The organism is Bordetella muralis (genome assembly GCF_965139205.1).
GTDB lineage: Bacteria > Pseudomonadota > Gammaproteobacteria > Burkholderiales > Burkholderiaceae_B > Bordetella_A > Bordetella_A muralis.
Genome location: NZ_CBCSIU010000003.1, coordinates 361,088 through 379,448 on the forward strand (window position 1 = coordinate 361,088; position 18,361 = coordinate 379,448).

Here is an 18,361-nt window from a genome sequence, read left to right on the forward strand (position 1 = left end):
GTTTGTAGCCTATGACGCAGCCCGCCGCCGCGCCCGTGACGCCCCGCCGCCTGGACCCCGAAGACGCTCAGCACGCCTTGGCTGAGGTCCAGGAACGCCTGCGCCGCCAACAACTCGTCGAGGACCTCGTTCATCGCCAGGAACAAGGCGACGACAAAGCGTCGCTGGTCGAGGACCTGGTCCATCGCCAGCACGAAGCCGAGCTCAAGTCCCTGGTCGACGCCTTGCATCCGGCCGATATCGCGTTCATTCTCGAATCGCTGCCCAAGGACGAACGTCAGACCGTCTGGAAACTCGTCAGCCCCGAGCATGACGCCGACGTGCTGCTCGAGGTCGAGGACTGGGTGCGGGAATCGCTCATCGAGGCCATGGATCGTCAGGATCTGGTGGCCGCGACGGGCAATATGGATGCGGACGAGCTGGCCGACCTGGCCCCCGATCTGCCTCCCGATGTGGTGGCCGAGGTCCAGAAAGGCCTGACCGAAGAAGAGCGTGCACAACTGCTCGAGGCCATGGGCTACCCCGAGGACAGCGTGGGCGCCATCATGGATTTCGAGATGGTGCGCGTGCGCGAGGATGTCACCCTCGAGGTGGTACTGCGCTACCTGCGCCGCCTGCACGAGTTGCCCGACCATACCGATCAGGTCTTCGTCGTCGACCGGCAGGACAAATTACAAGGCGTCTTGCCCTTGTCCCGCTTGTTGGTCAGCGAGCCCGAGACCGAAGTCCATGCGGTCATGAGTACCGATTTCCTGACGCTGAACCCGCTGGACTCCGATGCGGACGCGGCCGGTGCATTTGAACGTTATGACCTCGTCTCAGCACCCGTCATGGACGACCAGGGCCGGTTGATCGGCCGGGTTACCATCGCCGACGTGGTGGACGTGATGCGCGAAGACTCGCAAGAGCAAGCCCTCTCGCGCGCCGGTCTGCAAGAAGAAGACATCTTCGCCCCGGTGGCGATGGCCTTGCGCAACCGTGCACCATGGCTGCTCTTCAATCTGTGTACGGCCGCGACAGCATCGTTCGTCGCCTCGCGATTCGAAGACACAGTAAGCCATATTGTGATCCTGGCGTTTCTGATGTCCATTGTGGCCGGTATCGGCGGCAATTCGGGCAATCAGACGATGACCATGATCATTCGCGCTCTCGCCATGGGCCGCATCACCGGCCGCAACCTGTGGCAGTTGGTCAAACGCGAGATGATGGTCACGTTCATGGTCGGCCTCTGTGGCAGCGTGGTGGCGGCGCTATTCGCCTGGGCCATCTCTGACTCCATTGCCATCGCGGTTGTAATGATGGCCTCCATGATCTGCAACATGCTGGTCGGTGCGTCGGTCGGCGTGCTGGTCCCCATGGTGCGCGCGCGCTTCGGCAAGGACCCGGCGATCGGTTCTTCGGTCTTGCTGACTTTTGCGACGGACTCGCTGGGTTTCTTTATCTTTCTGGGCCTGGCGACGGTTTTCCTGCTATAGGCTCGCTATCCACATCGTGTCCGCCCCGTAGGCGTGGCCGAATGCCATCACGCCCGATCTCCACGCCTGGCTGGGTCCATCGGTATGCTCCGCGAATAATAAGAAACATTCCGTTGCACCCAACTCAGCCAGAGACACGCATCATGTGTCTGACTTAGTTCTGAAATATTTAAATACTGTGGGCGCAAGCCTCCATGCTTCCGCTTGACGGTGAGACTTCCGTTTTCCGGCGTATCTGCCATCTCACCTTGCTACGGAGTCGCTATGACCAAGAAACTCCGGGCAGTGTTGTTCTGCCTGCTTTGTTCGCCCGTTTTTTCAGTATTCGCCTGTGACAACCTGCCGTCATGGGCTCAATCCGCCTGCCAGCGTATCGACCAGATCTGGACCGAAGGCGGCAACGAACTCTATCTGACAGGCTATTCCTGGCACAACCGCGCCACGTATAGCAAAAAGAAAATCGATAGCTTCAATGAGATCGCCTGGGGTGGTGGACTAGGCAAAAGCCTGTATGACGAGGATGGCGACTGGCACGCACTCTACGCCATGGCGTTTCTGGATTCGCACAGCGACATCGAACCGCTGGCAGGCTACGGGTTTCAGAAAATCGGCCGGGTTGGGGAAAACTGGCGTTTTGGCGCCGGCTACACCGTATTCCTGACCTCGCGCTCGGATATTTTCAATCGGATTCCGTTCCCGGGGATTCTGCCGCTGGTATCAGCGGGATATCGCGATGCCACGCTCTACGCCACCTATATTCCCGGGGGTAGCGGCAATGGCAACGTGTTGTTCATGTTCGGTAGCTGGGCGTTCTAGGGACTCAGGCGTATCTGTCGACCGTCAAGCCGTCCAGGTCAACCTCCGGTTGCCGCCCCGACACGATATCGGCCACGATTTTTCCGGTACCGCACGCCTGCGTCCAGCCATTGGAGCCATGGCCGCAGTTCAGATACAGATTCGCATAGCGTGTCTTGCCCAGGATAGCTGGACCATCTGGGGTCATGGGACGCAGACCCGCCCAGGCCTGGGCATCGTCGAGGCTCACGCCGTCGGGGAACCATTCGCGCACGACACCTTTTAAAAATGCGACGCGAGCCGGATCAACGGCTAGCCCATAGCCCTTGAGCTCCGCCATCCCGGCCGCCCGCACGCGATCGCCCAGGCGCGAAATCATGACTTTGTTGTATTCGTCCATCAGCGCCGCGCGAGGAGCACGATCCGGATCATCGATACGAGCTGTAATGGAATATCCCTTCAGGGGATAAATCGGCAAAGACAAACCCAAAGGACGCAGCAAGAATGGCGTCTGCGGCCCCAGTGCAACCACATAGGCATCTGCCGTAAATAACTCGGCCTGGCCCTCGATCCGTACACCTTGTACCCGGTCCGCAGCCTTGATCAGTGCCACGACCGGCGTGTCGTAGCGAAACACCACACCTTGCTGCGCCAAATACGCAGCCAACCCCGTAGAAAACTTGTGGCTATCACCCGAGCCGTCACGGGGCAGATACAAGGCCCCCGCAATCGGCGCGCGAGATGCCGCCAAGGCAGGCTCCAAGGCCCTGGCCTCATCGCCATCCAGCAAACGCCACGGCACCTCATATTCATCCAATGCCTGCGTAATGCCTTTGACGGCTTTCAGATCGGATTGGCTGCGAAAAACCTGCAGTGTGCCGTCCCGGTGATAGTCAAACTCGACGGGCAACCCCGCAGCCGCCAGATCTTGCAGACAGGCGTTGCTATAGTGCGCCACACGCTGCATCCGCAGTTTATTCGCGCGAAAACGTTCTGCAGTGCAATTGCCCATCCAACGCGCCAACCAAGCCAGTTTGCGCGGATTCGGCGTAAAGGAAAAACGAATCGGGGCCTCTTTTTGCAGGGCCATTTTCACGACCTTGCCTATCATGCCCGGTGCAGCCCAAGGGCCGGCAAAACTGGGGCACAATCCGCCGGCATTACCAAAACTGGTCTCGCGTGCCGCGCCGCTTTGGCGATCCAGCACTACGACTTGATGGCCGTCACGCCACAGATAATAGGCAGCGGCCACCCCGGCTACGCCTGCACCCAGTACCGCGACCTTCATCAGGGTCTCCGAAAAAACTCGCCGTTCAGATTCAGTTCACAATCGCCGACGGCTCAGGCCAGAGTTCTTAAACGCCGACGTTCAGCTCTCGCGAGCCGTCTTTGTATTCCAGCACCAATCGTCCCAATCGCGGGATCAATGCCGTGTCGTCATTGACGACATTCAAACGCAAATTGCCCAGCACCACGTCCCAGCCAGTGTCGACCTCCTCGACCCGGGCATCGGCGATGATCCCCAGGCGCCAGGCCACCGCCTGCTCATCAGCAGCTCGCACCTCGATTTGATGGATACGCAACGCCCCATTGGGGTGTGCCATGAGCGCAGGCATCCAGACGCATTCGGGAGTCAGATGCTGGCAAAAATACATCCGGATCCCGGGCAACGGCTGCTCTGCAAAGCGCACCGTGCGAAAGCTCGCCTGCATCTCGCGGCCATCTACGAGGGCCGGACGGGTCAGCGCTTGCACCGGATTGACGGCAAAACCCTCGTCCCGCAAACGCGCATAGGTCGCGTCCGCATCGAAAGACCGAAACACCAAGGCCTCCAGGCCAAACGGAGAATCAGCGATTTCCTTGCGTGCTGGCGACGCTCCTGGTGGCCAACCCAGCAACTCGACATAGGTGCCTTGTAAGGGAATCAGGCGATTGCACGATCCCAGGTTATGGACCGATTTATCGCTCAACAGAAAACCCTGTTTCTCGAAATGCGGCGCCAATTCATCGAGCCGATCGCGCACCATGATCACTGCATGATCGAATTCAGTCTCGTCAGAGGGATGCAACATGACTATGCCCGCCTAAAAAACACTGGGGATGGCAATTTACCATCCCCAAGTGTTTAGCTCACCAGTACACAACCGCTCATCAAGCGGTTGCAGCCGAAAAAGACATCACGCCAGCTTGCCGTGGCATTGTTTGTACTTTTTGCCGCTACCGCAGGGGCACGGATCGTTACGCCCGACCTTGGGCATGACATTGCGTGCCGGCTGTTGAGCCGATTGCTCATCTTGCGCAGCTGCATCGGCATTGGCCAAGGCCTCATCGTAATCAGAATGGTGGTACTGCACATTCTGCACATGCGGCTGGTTGGTCTCGGCCTCGGCCTGCTCGACCTGTTCGGGCGACTGTACCCGCACGGTCAACAGCACGCGGACGACGTCGTCACGAATACGATCAAGCATGCCCGAGAACAGCTCGAACGCCTCTCGCTTGTATTCCTGCTTGGGGTTCTTTTGCGCATAGCCGCGCAAATGAATCCCTTGACGCAGGTGATCCAGCGAGGACAAATGCTCGCGCCAATGCGTATCGATCGCCTGCAACATGATCGAACGTTCGAATTGCGCCCAAGGCTCGTCGCCTACCAGAGCGATCTTGCCGGAATAGACCTCTCGCACGGCATCGTGTACGCGCGTCAGAATGTCGTCGTCGGTCAGGCTGGACTCTTTCTCCAGCATCTCGGTCAACGGCAAGACGATCTGCCAATCGGCAGCCAAGGTCTTTTCCAGCGCGGCAACGTCCCACTGCTCTTCGACGGAGTCTGCAGGAATATGCTGACGAACCAAATCCGTCACGGCGGCTTCGGCGAGATTTTCCACGGACGTCCGGATCGACGAGGACTCGAGCACGTCGTTACGTTGCGCGTACAGGACCTTGCGCTGGTCGTTGGAAACGTCGTCGTATTCGAGCAGTTGCTTGCGAATATCGAAGTTGCGGCCCTCGACCTTGCGTTGCGCAGTCTCGATGGAACGCGTCACCATGCCTGCCTCGATGGGCTCGCCTTCGGGGAGCTTCAGGCGTTCCATGATGGCGCGCACGCGGTCGCCCGCGAAAATCCGCATCAGCGGGTCTTCGAGAGACAGGTAGAAACGCGATGAGCCCGGATCACCCTGACGGCCTGCCCGGCCGCGCAACTGGTTGTCGATACGGCGCGATTCGTGGCGCTCGGTACCGATGATGCGCAGGCCGCCCGCAGCCTTTACCTGCTCGTTGGCAGGCTTCCAATCGGCACGTACTTTTTCGATACGGGCTTCTTTGTCGGCGTCGGACAGCGACTCATCGGCACGGATCAGATCGATTTGTTTCTCGACGCTGCCCCCCAGCACGATGTCGGTACCCCGGCCGGCCATGTTGGTCGCAATCGTGATGTGACCAGGCTTGCCGGCCTCGGCCACGATCTCGGCTTCGCGAGCGTGCTGCTTGGCGTTCAACACCTCGTGCGGCAGCTTGGCTTGCTTGAGCAGGCCGGACAGCAACTCGGAGTTTTCGATGCTGGTCGTCCCCACCAACACAGGCTGACCACGCTCGTGACAATCGCGAATGTCGTTCAGGATGGCGTTGAATTTTTCCTGCGCCGTCTTGAAGACCTGGTCGTTTTGATCCTTGCGGATCATCGGCTTGTTGGTCGGAATGATGACCGTTTCCAGACCGTAAATTTCCTGGAATTCGTAGGCCTCGGTGTCGGCCGTCCCCGTCATGCCCGAGAGTTTCTCGTACATGCGGAAGTAATTCTGGAACGTGATCGATGCCAGCGTCTGGTTTTCGTGCTGGATCTTGACGCCCTCTTTGGCCTCGACCGCCTGGTGCAGACCATCGGACCAGCGGCGGCCCACCATCAGGCGGCCGGTGAATTCGTCGACAATGACCACCTCGCCGTCTTGCACCACATACTGCTGATCGCGAAAGAACAGCGTATTGGCGCGCAACGCGACCATCAAGTGGTGCATCAGGGAAATATGGCGCGGATCGTACAGCGACTCGCCCTCGGGCAAGATACCCTGCTGGCTCAGCAGGCGCTCGGCGGTTTCATGGCCTTTTTCCGAGAGATAGACCTGCTGCGATTTTTCGTCGACCCAGAAATCGCCCTCGGGCTCGGGTTCGTGCGCTTTGGGCTCCGACGCCATGCGCGTCAACAGCGGCGGCACGGCATTCATGCGGATGTAGAGCTCGGTGTGGTCTTCAGCCTGGCCCGAGATGATCAGCGGGGTACGTGCCTCGTCGATCAGGATGGAGTCGACTTCGTCAACGATCGCATACGCCAGCGGACGCTGGCGGCGATCCTCGACGCGATATTCCATGTTGTCGCGCAGGTAGTCGAAACCGAATTCGTTGTTGGTCCCGTAGGTGATATCTGCGGCGTAGGCGGCGATTTTCTCGTCGTTGGGCTGCTGGGGCACCACAACGCCGGTGGTCATTCCGAGGAAGCCGTACAGACGGCCCATCCAGCCCGCATCACGGCGAGCCAGATAATCGTTGACCGTCACAACGTGCACGCCCTTGCCCGCAATCGCGTTCAGGTAGACGGGCAGCGTCGCCATCAGGGTCTTGCCCTCGCCGGTACGCATTTCCGCGATCTTGCCGTTATGCAGCGCGATACCGCCCAACATCTGCACATCGAAATGGCGCATGCCGAATACACGCTTGCCGGCCTCGCGCACCACGGCAAAGGCCTCGGGCAACAGATCGTCAAGCGATGTCCCCTGGGCATGCCGGCTGCGGAATTCGTCGGTCTTGGCCGTAAGCTCTGCATCAGAGAGCGCGGCAGTCTTGGATTCCAGTGCGTTGATCTGGGTTACCAGCTTGCGATACTGCTTAAGCAACCGGTCGTTGCGGCTGCCTATGAGTTTTTTGAGCAGAGAAACCATGCGTGTCGGTGGCAGCGCCGTCGGCCTCCTGTCCCAAAACAGGCCAGGTACCGCTCGGCGCGGAATGTTACTTGGTTGAGCGGAGCAATCCCGCTGGGAAACGATCGAGTTTAACGCACCTGGGCGGAATCGGTCCCAACCCGGATAAAACGAGCCGTGTTCACTCGATGCAATGCGCGCTTGTGGTGTTTGTCCGCGCCACAGGGGCCGGAAACTGAAGGCGCTGAAACGGAGAGCTTATCCCGTACTCAACGCGTCACGGACTGAGACGGCGCCGGTCCTGCCCGTGCTACGGCGCTGCCCGTCGCCGTGCCGGCTGCCTGCCCGGAGGCGGTCAGACCTGATGCCTGGGCCACCACGGGCCGCGTCGTGTCCGGAGACTTCAGGAATAGGCGGGGATCCAGCGGCTGCCCCTCCAGACGCACCTCAAAGTGCAAATGCGGTCCCGTAGACTGGCCAGTCGAGCCCACCAGGGCGATTTGCTGGCCGCGGCTGACCAATTCGCCCGGTTTGACCAGCAACTTCGAAGCATGGGCATAACGAGTGATCATGCCGTCGCCATGATCCACCTCGACGGTATTTCCATAGCCTGATTGAAAACGGGACTCGAGTACGACACCGCCAGAAGCCGCCAAGATCGGGGTCCCCGAGGGCGCGGCGAAGTCCAGGCCTTCGTGCATGGCATATCGGTGCGTAACGGGATTGCGGCGCCAGCCATACGACGAGCTGAGAAAGGGATAGTCGCTGACCGGCATGGTCGACGGCAGGCGGGCCTGGTCCGCCGAGCGGCGCGTCAGCGCCACATCCAGCATACGCAGATTGTCGGTTTGCTGCAGCAAGCGCGCCTGCAACTCATCCAATTGGCGGCCCAGTGCCTCGGCCGATTCCTGCATGGGCGGCGGCTGGCGGTCGGTGAACAAGTTATCCATCACCTGCTCGGCCTTCGCAGGCGCATTCAGGCCCGCTGCCAGCTCGGGATCGGTATAAGCCACCCCGGCGACCTTGGCCACCCGGCGTCCGACGCTGTCGATGCCCACCAGCTTGGCTTGCAATTCGCCGACCTTTGCCGCCAGCAACCCGACGTTTTCACGCAAAAAAGCGGAATCGCGCTCGGGTTGTCCGCCGGGAGAATAGGCTGCCCAGTCGACAGAATACGCAGCCGGGGCAATAGGAGTAAGGTAGCGCTGTACGGTGGCACCAATCAGCGCCGCCGTGGCCAGGAAAGCGGCCAGCACCAGCCACAAACGAGCGCCGCCCAGGACCTGTTGTCCGGGCTGACCCTCGCGGGCGTGCATAATCACGAGTTTCAAGGTACGTAAATCCTGTTATTGAGCTGGCATGAACAGACCTGCATCAAACCGCTCTCGTTCTTCTGCCAGCCGGCGGGGAGAAACCCCGCTGGGGTGGCTGGGTCACGATACGCGCGGCGCCGGCGTGCTGGCTACGGCGCGCGTGCACCTGCAAATACAGCATGCTATCGCCGCTGTGTTACCGCCAGCGCTCGGCGCTGTCTGCGTCGTGGCCAAGCTGGAAACCCCACGGCTGCAACTAGCGGTACCGAGCGCGGCGCACGCGGCCAAGCTGCGTCAGCTGGCTCCGCGGATTGCACAAACACTCAATACCCAAGGTTGGAACCTTAACGAAATTGCCGTCAAGGTTCAAGCCGGAATGCCCCGCCCTGGGGCAAAAGCGCCCCGTCCCCCAAAAGAAGCTCAGCCTCTGGGAGAAACAGCGCTCGATGCTTTCGAATCGTTACAAGGGAATCTGCGCCCGGGGCCGCTGGCCGATGCCGTCGCCAGACTGCTGGCGCACCACAAAAACAAGTAGCAGGCACTGACTCAGCAAAACGGCTCGCAGAGCCGCGCACAACTCAGTGCAAAAATCAGGCGAGTTTCCACTCGTGGCGGAATGCCTGCGGGGCTGCAGCCTGGGATTCGTAAGTCACCAGTTCCCACGCATCACGCTGCGCCAACAGCGCGCGCGCCAGCTGGTTGTTCAGGCCGTGGCCGGATTTGCAGGCGACGTAGCGCGCCACCAAGGGCTTGCCCAGCAGGTACAAATCGCCAATCGCGTCGAGAATCTTGTGTTTGACGAACTCGTCGTCGTAACGCAAGCCATCGCTATTCAAGACCCGGTATTCGTCCATCACGATGGCGTTGTCCAGACTGCCGCCGCGGGCCAGGCCCATCGAGCGTAGTGCCTCGACCTCGTTGACGAACCCGAAAGTCCGCGCGCGAGCAATTTCGCGGACATAGGAATGCGTAGCAAAATCGATCTCGGCAAAATTAGCCGTGGAATCGATAGCGGGATGACGGAAATCAATCGAGAAAGCCAGAGCAAAACCCTCGTGCGGCTCGAGGCGAGCCCATTTCAGGCTGCGGCCCTCACCCTCGCGGATTTCGACGGGTTTCTTGACGCGGATGAATTGCTTGGGCGCGTTTTGCTCGACGATGCCAGCCGAGCGCAACAGATACACAAACGTCGCGGCGCTGCCGTCCATGATGGGGACTTCTTCGGCAGTGAGATCGACGTGCAGGTTGTCGATGCCCAGGCCCGCCAGCGCGGACATCAGGTGTTCGACGGTAGAAACACGGACGTTGCCTTGCTGCAGCACAGACGCCATGCGGGTATCGCCCACGCCGTCTGCTTGCGCGGGCAGATCCACGACCTGCGGCAAATCGACTCGGTGAAAAACGATCCCTGTGTTGGCTTCGGCAGGACGCAGAGTGAGCTCGACCCGACGTCCCGAGTGGACGCCTACGCCTGTTGTGCGGACGAGATTCTGAATACTGCGCTGTCGAAACATAGGTTATTTGTGCTTGAGCCTAGCCGGCAAAAATCAATGAAATCACCGGCATAAGATCATATTGTAACCCCGGCAGGCGCCCTGCGCCACGCCTTTGATACATCTGCCGACACATCTGCCCCACTGTACCGAACGCATTACATCTGCTATCGGACGGAATTGAAAGCAAGACAAAACTTTCGAGCGCACACCGCCCGGCGTCCGGCCCGTCAGGGGAAACGGGCCGGCGCTGAGGGAGTCGGGCCAGTTCCCCAGCCCGTTTAAAACAACATCAATCCGCTTGCTTGCGCAGGAATGCGGGAATATCGAAGTGATCCATCCCCGAGCTTTCCAGAGCACGCACCTGGGCAGATGCCTGGGTGCGCGGGTTACGCATCACCGAAGGCATGTCCAGATTGCGGTAGTCGCCCTGCTGGCCAACCATTCCGCCCATCACAGGCATGTTGTCGGTACCGGTACGCAGACCTTCGGCCACGTTTTGCACCAACTTCGGTGCAGCAACGGCACGGCCCAGGCCGGTAGCGACCACAGTCACGCGCAGGCTGTCGGCCATCGACTCGTCGTAAGCCGTACCGAAGATCACGGTCGCGTCGTCCGAGGCGTAGCTGCGGATCGTTTCCATGATTTCGCGCGTTTCGCGCATCTTCAGTGTGCGGCTGGCCGTGATGTTGACCAACACGCCGCGAGCGCCGTTCAGGTCCACGCCTTCGAGCAGCGGGCAAGCGATGGCTTGCTCGGCTGCCACGCGGGCACGATCGGCACCGCTGGCGGTCGCCGTGCCCATCATGGCCTGGCCTTGTTCGCCCATGATCGTCTTGACGTCTTCGAAGTCGACGTTCACGTTGCCTTCGACGTTGATGATCTCGGCGATACCGGCGCACGCGTTGTGCAGGATATCGTCGGCGGACTTGAAGCAATCTTCTTGCGTGGCGTCCTCGTCCATCAGCTCATAGAGGTTCTCGTTGAGCACCACGATGAGAGAATGTACGTGTTTGGCCAGCTCGTTGATGCCGTCTTCAGCCATCTTCAGGCGCTTGTTGCCTTCGAAGTTAAAGGGCTTGGTCACGACGCCCACGGTCAGGATGCCCAGCTCTTTGGCGACTTCCGCCACCACCGGACCAGCGCCCGTTCCCGTGCCACCACCCATACCGGCAGTGATGAACACCATGTGGGCACCGTTCAAGGCCGAACGGATTTCTTCGCGTGCGGTTTCTGCCGATGCGCGGCCTTGCTCAGGCTTGGCACCAGCACCCAGGCCGGTACGGCCCAGGCGAATCTGCACCGGCGCATTGGTTGCGGCCAGCGCCTGGGCGTCGGTATTAGCGCAGATGAAATCCACGCCGTTGACGCCGCTGCGGATCATGTGCGCGACGGCATTGCCGCCTGCACCCCCAACACCCACGACCTTGATAACGGTCCCTTTGGTGTTGTTCTCAAGCATTTCAAAGTTCATCATGATGACTCCCTCACAAGTCTGGATATGCAAATCACAAAAATTCCCCAACAACCTATGCTTTTGTGAATCGCTTCAAAGCCGACGCCGATCGGATAATCCGCAACGGGTTTGAAGCGTCTCCCCTATTCGGCCTGCGCCGTCTTGCGACGGATCAAGCCAGGAGCAGGCCCCGGTCTGCCCCCTGATCAATTCATGAACCACTCCTTCATACGAGCCAGCAGGCTCTTGAAGTTGCCCGTCTGCGCAGCCACTTTGCGGCCACGCACACGCTGCATGCGTGCTTCTTGCAACAACCCCATCACGGTCGAGAAACGCGGATTGCGCATCACGTCGGACAGGCTGCCTTCGTATTCGGGCGTCGCCACGCGCACAGGCTTGAGGAACACATCCTCGGCCAGTTCGATCATGCCGGGCATCTGTGCAGAGCCTCCGGTCAGCACCACGCCCGAAGCCAGGAGGTCTTCGTAGCCCGACTCCCTCACGACTTGTTGCACCAACGAAAACAATTCCTCGACACGCGGCTCGATCACAGCACCCAATGCCTGGCGTTTGACCTGGCGTGGGCCGCGATCGCCCAGTCCCGGCACCTCGACCGACTCGTCAGGACGCGCCAGGATTTGCTTGGCCACGCCGTAACGCAGTTTGATTTCTTCGGCATCCGGCGTAGGCGTGCGCAGCATTGCAGCGATGTCGTTCGTGATCTGGTCACCCGCGATCGGCAGCACCGCGGTGTGACGAATCGCACCACCGGTATAGATCGCCACATCCGTCGTGCCGCCACCGATATCGACCAGCACCACGCCGAGCTCTTTTTCGTCGGCGGTCAGGCAGGCCAAGCTGGAGGCCAGCGGCTGCAGAATCAGATCTTGCACTTCCAGGCCGCACCGGCGCACGCACTTGACGATGTTTTGCGCCGCGCTGACAGCACCGGTGACGATGTGGACACGGACCTCGAGACGCAAACCGCTCATGCCGATGGGTTCGCGGATGTCTTCCTGGCCATCGACGATGAATTCCTGGGTCAACACGTGCAGCACTTGTTGATCGGTAGGGATGTTCACCGCTTTGGCCGTCTCGATCACACGCGCGACGTCGGTCGCCGTGACTTCCTTGTCTTTGACTGCCACCATGCCGCTCGAATTAAAACTGCGGATGTGGCTGCCCGCGATGCCGGTGTAGACGTCGCGGATTTTGCAGTCGGCCATCAGCTCGGCCTCTTCGAGCGCCCGCTGAATGGAGTTGACGGTGGTCTCGATATTGACAACCACGCCTTTGCGCATGCCGCGCGATTCGTGCTGGCCGAGGCCGAGCACTTCAAAACGCCCTTCCGGCAGGATTTCGGCGACCACGGCTACTACTTTGCTAGTGCCAATATCGAGGGCGACGATGAGGTCCTTGATGTCACGGGTCATGGCGTTAACGCTTCTTTGAAGATGTGGATGAAGATTTCGATTTCGGTTGCCCTTCCGGCAGCGGCGCCAGAGCCAGGGCGAACCCATTGGGATAACGCAGGTCGGCCTGTGTCACGCCGCGGCCCTCGAGCCGGCTGACCACAGCCGGCCAGGCTTGCACGAACCGCTGGATACGAGCCGCGAACGGCAGCGCGCCGGGCACGCCATGCGGATCGGGCGCATCGGCCCCCGGATCGCGGCCCAGGTCCAGCACCAACCCGTTGGACAAAGTGGCCTTCCAGGCATAACGTGGACTCAAATCCAACTCGCGCACGTGCAAATCCAGCGGCGCGAACCAGCGAGCCAATTCGGCGTAACGCTGCACCACCAGTCCCTCTGTGCCCTCGGGCCCGGAGAATTGCGGCAATTCCGTATCGTCGTCGAGCTCGCCCGTATTGGCTGTGAACGCTTCGCCCCAGGTGTTGATCATCTGGTTTTCGTTCCACAGAGCCAGCGGTTGCTCCTCCTCGATCTGCACACGCAACGTTCCAGGCCAGATACGCCGGATCGATGCGCGACGCACCCAGGGTACCGATTCGAACACTTCGCGGGCTTCGTCCAGATTCACGGTGAAAAAGTTCCCGTCGAATCGATGAGCTATCACCGCACGCACGGATTCGGCGGAGACGTAGTGCAAGTCGGTGTCGGGAGCCGGCTCCAATTCGATCGCCGCCAACGTGAAGTACGGACGATGCCCGATCCACACTACGCATGCCGCGAGCATGGCCACCACTGCCAACACGGCTAGCGTGTTGGCAATCAGGTTGGTGGTGCGAGCGTCGTTCCACACAGAAGATTCCGATTCAAATTACGATTGACGGGCGGGGCTGTGCACCTTGCACGAAGCCTCGGACAAAATAGCGACACACAATTCGGCGTAACTCATACCTACTGCCTTCGCAGCCATGGGGACCAGCGAATGACTGGTCATCCCCGGCGAGGTATTGGCCTCCAGTAACCAGGGCTGGTTGTTCGCATCCAGCATGAAATCAATACGCCCCCATCCTGCGCAACCCAGCGCGCGATAGGCACGTTCAGCGATATCCTCAACATGGCGTGCCACGTCGCCGGGCAAATTGGCGGGGCAAAAATACTGCGTTTCGTCGGAAAAATACTTGTGCTCGTAGTCGTAGTTGCCGCCCGGCGCCACGATCTCAATCACCGGCAAAGCGCGCGCCGAGTGCCCGGTACCCAATACGGCTACGGTCAACTCGCGTCCAACGATGAATTGCTCGGCCAGTACCTCGTCGTCAAAACGCGCCGCCTGCGCGTAGGCCTCTTTCATGTCGGAATAACCGACGACCTTGGTAATACCGACGGTCGAACCTTCATGCGGCGGCTTCAAGATCAATGGCAGACCCAGACGATCAGGCACGGTGCGCAGCTCCGATTGCGCATCCAGCGACTCGAAGGCCGGTGTGGGCAAGCCATACTGCAACCACACTCGCTTGGTCATGGTCTTGTCCATGGCCAGGCTGGAAGCCATAGGCCCGCTGCCCGTATAGGGCAATCCCAGCAATTCCAACGCACCCTGCAAAGTGCCGTCCTCGCCATAGCGGCCGTGCAATGCAATGAATACACGGTCAAAGCCCGCCGCCGCCAAATCCGCCAGCGAACGTTCACCCGTGTCGAACAGATGCGCATCGACACCCGCGCTCTGCAAGGCCTGATGCACACCTTGCCCGGACATGATCGACACATCCCGTTCGGCGGATCGACCGCCATACAAGACGCCAACTTTGCCCAAGGCCTTCACATCGATCGGTTGTTTTGCCGCCTGGCTCATGCCAACTCTCCTACCAAGCCGGGCACTTTGCTGATCGAGCCAGCGCCCATGACCACCACAACGTCACCATCACGCACGAAATCCACAATGGCTTGCGGCAATTCGGATACGTCTTCCACAAACAGAGGTTCCACGCGTCCTGCGACACGCAACGCACGCGACAAGGCACGGCCGTCGGCCGCCACCAACGGCGGCTCGCCCGCGGCATAGACCTCGGTCAGCAATACGGCATCGGCATTGCCTAGCACACGGACAAAGTCCTCGAAGCAATCACGTGTACGGGTGTAGCGGTGCGGCTGGAAAGCCAAGACGATGCGCCGGTCCGGCCAAGCGCCTCGCGCAGCGGCCAACGTAGCAGCCATTTCCACGGGATGATGGCCATAATCATCAATCACCGTGAACGTTCCACCGCCGTGGGCAGCAGGCACCGCGAAATCACCCGTTTGCGTAAAGCGTCGCCCCACACCGGTAAACGACGCGAGGGCTTGGCAAATCGCCTGATCGTCTACGCCCAATTCGGTCGCGACCGCCACGGCAGCCAGCGCATTGCGCACGTTATGCAGACCTGGCAGATTCAGTTCCACGTTCAAGGGCGGCAAGGACACATCACGATCCTGACGCAGCACGGTAAAGCGCATGCGGGTGCCATCGGCCTGCACATTTTCAGCCCGGACCTGCGCATCAGGGCTCAGGCCGTAAGTCGTAATCGGGCGCGATACGAACGGCATGATCTCGCGTACGTTCGCATCATCCGCGCACAACACGGCGCTGCCGTAGAACGGCAGGCGTTGCGTGAATTCGATGAACGCGCTTTTCAGACGAGCGACGTCATGACCATACGTGTCCATATGATCGGCATCGATATTGGTCACGATCGCCATGACCGGCAACAGATTGAGGAATGACGCATCAGATTCGTCAGCCTCGACCACGATGTACTCGCCTTGCCCCAGCCGCGCATTGGCGCCCGCCGAGTTCAAGCGGCCGCCAATCACAAACGTCGGATCCAGGTCGCCGGCAGCCAATATGCTGGCGACCAGGCTCGTCGTGGTCGTCTTGCCATGCGTGCCTGCCACAGCAATCCCGCGCTTCAAGCGCATCAACTCAGCCAGCATGATGGCGCGCGGCACCACCGGAATTCCTGCGGCGCGTGCCGCAATGACCTCGGGGTTGTCTCCGGCGACGGCCGTCGACGTCACAATCGCATCGGCACCGGCGACATTGGAGGCGGTATGGCCGACGGCGACCGTCGCCCCCAACGAGGCAAGGCGACGAGTGACCGCTGACTCGCTCAAATCAGAGCCGCTGATGGTATAGCCGAGGTTCAACAGCACCTCGGCGATGCCGCTCATGCCCGAACCGCCGATACCGACGAAATGAATATGCTGGATTCTGTGTTTCATGTTGCGCGCCTCGCTGCTTGTTCGCAGACATCGGCGATATCTGCCGCAGCTTGCGGACGCGCATGATCGCGCGCCCGTTCCGCCACGGACTGGAGTTCAGGACGCGTACGCTGGCGTAACCATTGAGCCAGCCACTCAGGCGTCAGTTCGGTTTGCGGGCAAAGCCAGGCGGCCTGCACATCGCTCAAAAAGCGGGCATTTGCTGTCTGGTGGTCATCAATGGCATGCGGAAACGGCACAAACAACGCCGCCACACCGGCGGCCGCAACCTCGGCCACTGTCATCGCGCCCGCGCGGCAAATCAACACGTCGGCCTGCGCCATCGCGGCAGACATGTCATCAATAAAATCACGACAATCCGCTTGCACACCCGCTTGGGCGTAACCGTCACGCAATGCCTGCAGATGTTGTTCACCGGCTTGGTGAGTGACTTCCGGACGAGACTGCGGCTCGATCAGTGCGAGCGCGCGAGGCAGCACGGTATTCAACGCTTGTGCCCCGAGGCTGCCTCCCACGACCAAAACGCGCAACGGACCGGTGCGTTCGCCATAACGCGCAGCAGGCTCAGGCAGCGCGCACAGATCTTCGCGCACGGGATTCCCGAGGACTTCCCCACGGGGCAACACATTCGGAAAACCGCTCAGCACTCGGCGGGCACGCTTGGCCAGCCATCGATTGGCGGTGCCGGCTACTGCGTTTTGCTCATGCACCACCAAGGGCATGCCGCGCAGCGACGCCATCATGCCACCAGGAAAGGCCACATATCCGCCCATACCCAACACCACATCGGGACGGACCTGCGACAAACGCTGCCAGGCCTGCATGCAGGCGCGCGCCAACAGGAACGGCAACTTGAGCAATGCCATGACGCCGCGTCCGCGTACGCCCTGAAAGCGCATCGGCACCAGATCAAAACCGCGCGAAGGCACCAGGCGGCCTTCCATTTTGTCGGGATTACCCAGCCACAACACGCGCCAGCCGCGCTCACGCAGAATCTGCGCGACGGCCAAACCAGGCATGATGTGTCCGCCCGTGCCGCCAGCCATGATCAGGATAGTGGGCGCCGTCATACACGCCCCCCTCGCATCATGATGCGATTCTCGATATCGACACGCAGCAAAATGGCCAGCGCAACCAGGTTCATCACAATGCCCGAGCCGCCGTAGCTCATCAACGGCAGCGTCAACCCCTTGGTCGGCAACAGCCCCAGGCAAACACCCATATTGATAAACGCCTGCACGCCAATCCAGATAGCGACACCCTGCGCGACCAGGCCAGCAAAAGTACGCTCCATGGCGATGGCCTGCCGGCCAATGTCAAAGCCGCGCTGGATAATGACGACAAACAGGAACAACACCAGCAGCACGCCGGCAAAACCCAGTTCTTCGCCCACGACCGCCATCAGAAAGTCGGTATGAGCCTCTGGGAGGTAGTGCAGTTTTTCCACGCTGGCGCCCAAACCAACGCCAAACCATTCTCCACGGCCCAATGCAATGAGCGAGTGCGACAACTGATAGGCGCTGCCATACGCGTTGGCGTCATCCCAGGGATCCAGATAGGCAAACAGACGCGCACGCCGCCACGGCGACAACCAGATCAACAGGAGGAACGTCCCGACCATGACACCCGTGAGGCAGCTGAAGTATTTGCCGTTGATGCCGCCGACAAACAGGATGCCGATCGCGATCGCCACGATCACGATGAACGCCCCCAAGTCAGGCTCCAGCAACAACAGCATCCCCACCGCGCCCAAGGCAAAAGCCATAGGTAAAAAGCCCCGCACGAAAGACTGCATGTATTCCTGTTTGCGCACGGTGTAGTCCGCGGCGTAGAGCAAGGCGCACAGCTTCATCATTTCCGACGGTTGAAAATTCAACGGACCCAGCGGAATCCAGCGATGCGCGCCGTTGACTTCACGGCCGATGCCAGGAATCAGCACGGCGAGCAGCAAGGCCAGCGCGACCATGAACCCCGGTACCGCCATGCGTTGCCAGAATCGCATGGGCATCGACAACGCGACGGCGCCTGCGACCAAGCCGGCCGCGAGAAACAAACCATGGCGGATCACGAAATAGAACCGGCCATACGAGGCATAACGAGGGCCATCCGCCAAGGCGATCGACGCCGAATAGACCATCAACAGGCCGAGCAACAGCAGCGTCACGGACGCCAGCACCAGCGGCGCGTCGTAATTGCGCATGCGCGTGCGTCCCGGCCGGACGGCGTTGAGGCTGGTCGTGAGCTCGGCGAATAGACTCATC

At 60.5% G+C, this 18,361-nt stretch carries 15 protein-coding genes; 3 read left to right on the forward strand and 12 right to left on the reverse strand.

Features of this window, described 5'->3' with window-relative positions; all coding sequences use genetic code 11:
- Positions 1–11 precede the first annotated feature (11 nt).
- On the forward strand, positions 12–1,475 hold the full coding sequence (gene mgtE / locus ACNA0I_RS08295) for a magnesium transporter (protein ID WP_415805594.1): 1,464 nt from the start codon (positions 12–14) through the stop codon (positions 1,473–1,475).
- 264 nt (positions 1,476–1,739) lie between these two features.
- On the forward strand, positions 1,740–2,291 hold the full coding sequence (gene pagP, locus ACNA0I_RS08300; RefSeq protein ID WP_415805595.1) for a lipid IV(A) palmitoyltransferase PagP: 552 nt from the start codon (positions 1,740–1,742) through the stop codon (positions 2,289–2,291).
- A 4-nt stretch (positions 2,292–2,295) separates the two neighbouring features.
- Here the strand turns inward: pagP and ACNA0I_RS08305 are convergent, their stop codons facing one another.
- The 4 genes from ACNA0I_RS08305 to ACNA0I_RS08320 form a co-directional block, all read right to left on the reverse strand.
- Positions 2,296–3,561, reverse strand: a complete 1,266-nt coding sequence (locus tag ACNA0I_RS08305) for a D-amino acid dehydrogenase (RefSeq protein WP_415805635.1) — start codon at positions 3,559–3,561, stop codon at positions 2,296–2,298.
- A gap of 64 nt (positions 3,562–3,625) precedes the next feature.
- Positions 3,626–4,342 (reverse strand): VOC family protein, encoded by a 717-nt coding sequence (locus tag ACNA0I_RS08310; RefSeq protein WP_415805596.1) that lies wholly within the window; start codon positions 4,340–4,342, stop codon positions 3,626–3,628.
- A gap of 105 nt (positions 4,343–4,447) precedes the next feature.
- The gene (secA, locus tag ACNA0I_RS08315) at positions 4,448–7,198 is read right to left on the reverse strand and encodes a preprotein translocase subunit SecA (RefSeq protein ID WP_415805597.1); all 2,751 of its coding nucleotides are present in this window, start codon (positions 7,196–7,198) and stop codon (positions 4,448–4,450) included.
- Positions 7,199–7,446: 248 nt separating this feature from the next.
- On the reverse strand, positions 7,447–8,493 hold the full coding sequence (locus ACNA0I_RS08320) for a M23 family metallopeptidase (protein WP_415805636.1): 1,047 nt from the start codon (positions 8,491–8,493) through the stop codon (positions 7,447–7,449).
- A 43-nt stretch (positions 8,494–8,536) separates the two neighbouring features.
- Between ACNA0I_RS08320 and ACNA0I_RS08325 the strand changes: the two genes are divergently transcribed.
- Positions 8,537–9,025, forward strand: a complete 489-nt coding sequence (locus ACNA0I_RS08325; RefSeq protein ID WP_415805598.1) for a DciA family protein — start codon at positions 8,537–8,539, stop codon at positions 9,023–9,025.
- A 55-nt stretch (positions 9,026–9,080) separates the two neighbouring features.
- Here the strand turns inward: ACNA0I_RS08325 and lpxC are convergent, their stop codons facing one another.
- The 8 genes from lpxC to ftsW all read right to left on the reverse strand — a co-directional run bounded on the left by lpxC (position 9,081) and on the right by ftsW (position 18,360).
- Positions 9,081–10,004, reverse strand: a complete 924-nt coding sequence (lpxC, locus tag ACNA0I_RS08330) for a UDP-3-O-acyl-N-acetylglucosamine deacetylase (RefSeq protein ID WP_094837321.1) — start codon at positions 10,002–10,004, stop codon at positions 9,081–9,083.
- A gap of 271 nt (positions 10,005–10,275) precedes the next feature.
- Positions 10,276–11,460 carry a cell division protein FtsZ gene (gene ftsZ, locus ACNA0I_RS08335; RefSeq protein ID WP_415805599.1) on the reverse strand — a complete coding sequence of 395 codons (1,185 nt, stop codon included), beginning with the start codon at positions 11,458–11,460 and terminating at the stop codon, positions 10,276–10,278.
- A 185-nt stretch (positions 11,461–11,645) separates the two neighbouring features.
- Positions 11,646–12,872: a cell division protein FtsA gene (gene ftsA, locus ACNA0I_RS08340; protein WP_415805600.1), complete on the reverse strand. Its 1,227-nt coding sequence runs from the start codon at positions 12,870–12,872 to the stop codon at positions 11,646–11,648.
- A gap of 4 nt (positions 12,873–12,876) precedes the next feature.
- Complete coding sequence (locus ACNA0I_RS08345) at positions 12,877–13,701, reverse strand: cell division protein FtsQ/DivIB (protein ID WP_415805601.1); 825 nt, start codon at positions 13,699–13,701, stop codon at positions 12,877–12,879.
- Positions 13,702–13,719: 18 nt separating this feature from the next.
- Positions 13,720–14,697, reverse strand: coding sequence for a D-alanine--D-alanine ligase (locus ACNA0I_RS08350; RefSeq protein WP_415805602.1), 978 nt, complete (start codon positions 14,695–14,697; stop codon positions 13,720–13,722).
- A complete protein-coding gene (gene murC / locus ACNA0I_RS08355; protein WP_415805603.1) occupies positions 14,694–16,100 on the reverse strand; it encodes a UDP-N-acetylmuramate--L-alanine ligase in 1,407 nt (468 codons plus the stop codon). The genes ACNA0I_RS08350 and murC overlap by 4 nt, the downstream gene beginning before the upstream one ends.
- On the reverse strand, positions 16,097–17,170 hold the full coding sequence (gene murG / locus ACNA0I_RS08360) for an undecaprenyldiphospho-muramoylpentapeptide beta-N-acetylglucosaminyltransferase (protein WP_415805604.1): 1,074 nt from the start codon (positions 17,168–17,170) through the stop codon (positions 16,097–16,099). Before murG ends, murC begins: the two co-directional genes overlap by 4 nt.
- Positions 17,167–18,360, reverse strand: a complete 1,194-nt coding sequence (ftsW, locus tag ACNA0I_RS08365; protein ID WP_415805605.1) for a putative lipid II flippase FtsW — start codon at positions 18,358–18,360, stop codon at positions 17,167–17,169. The genes murG and ftsW overlap by 4 nt, the downstream gene beginning before the upstream one ends.
- Position 18,361 lies beyond the last annotated feature (1 nt).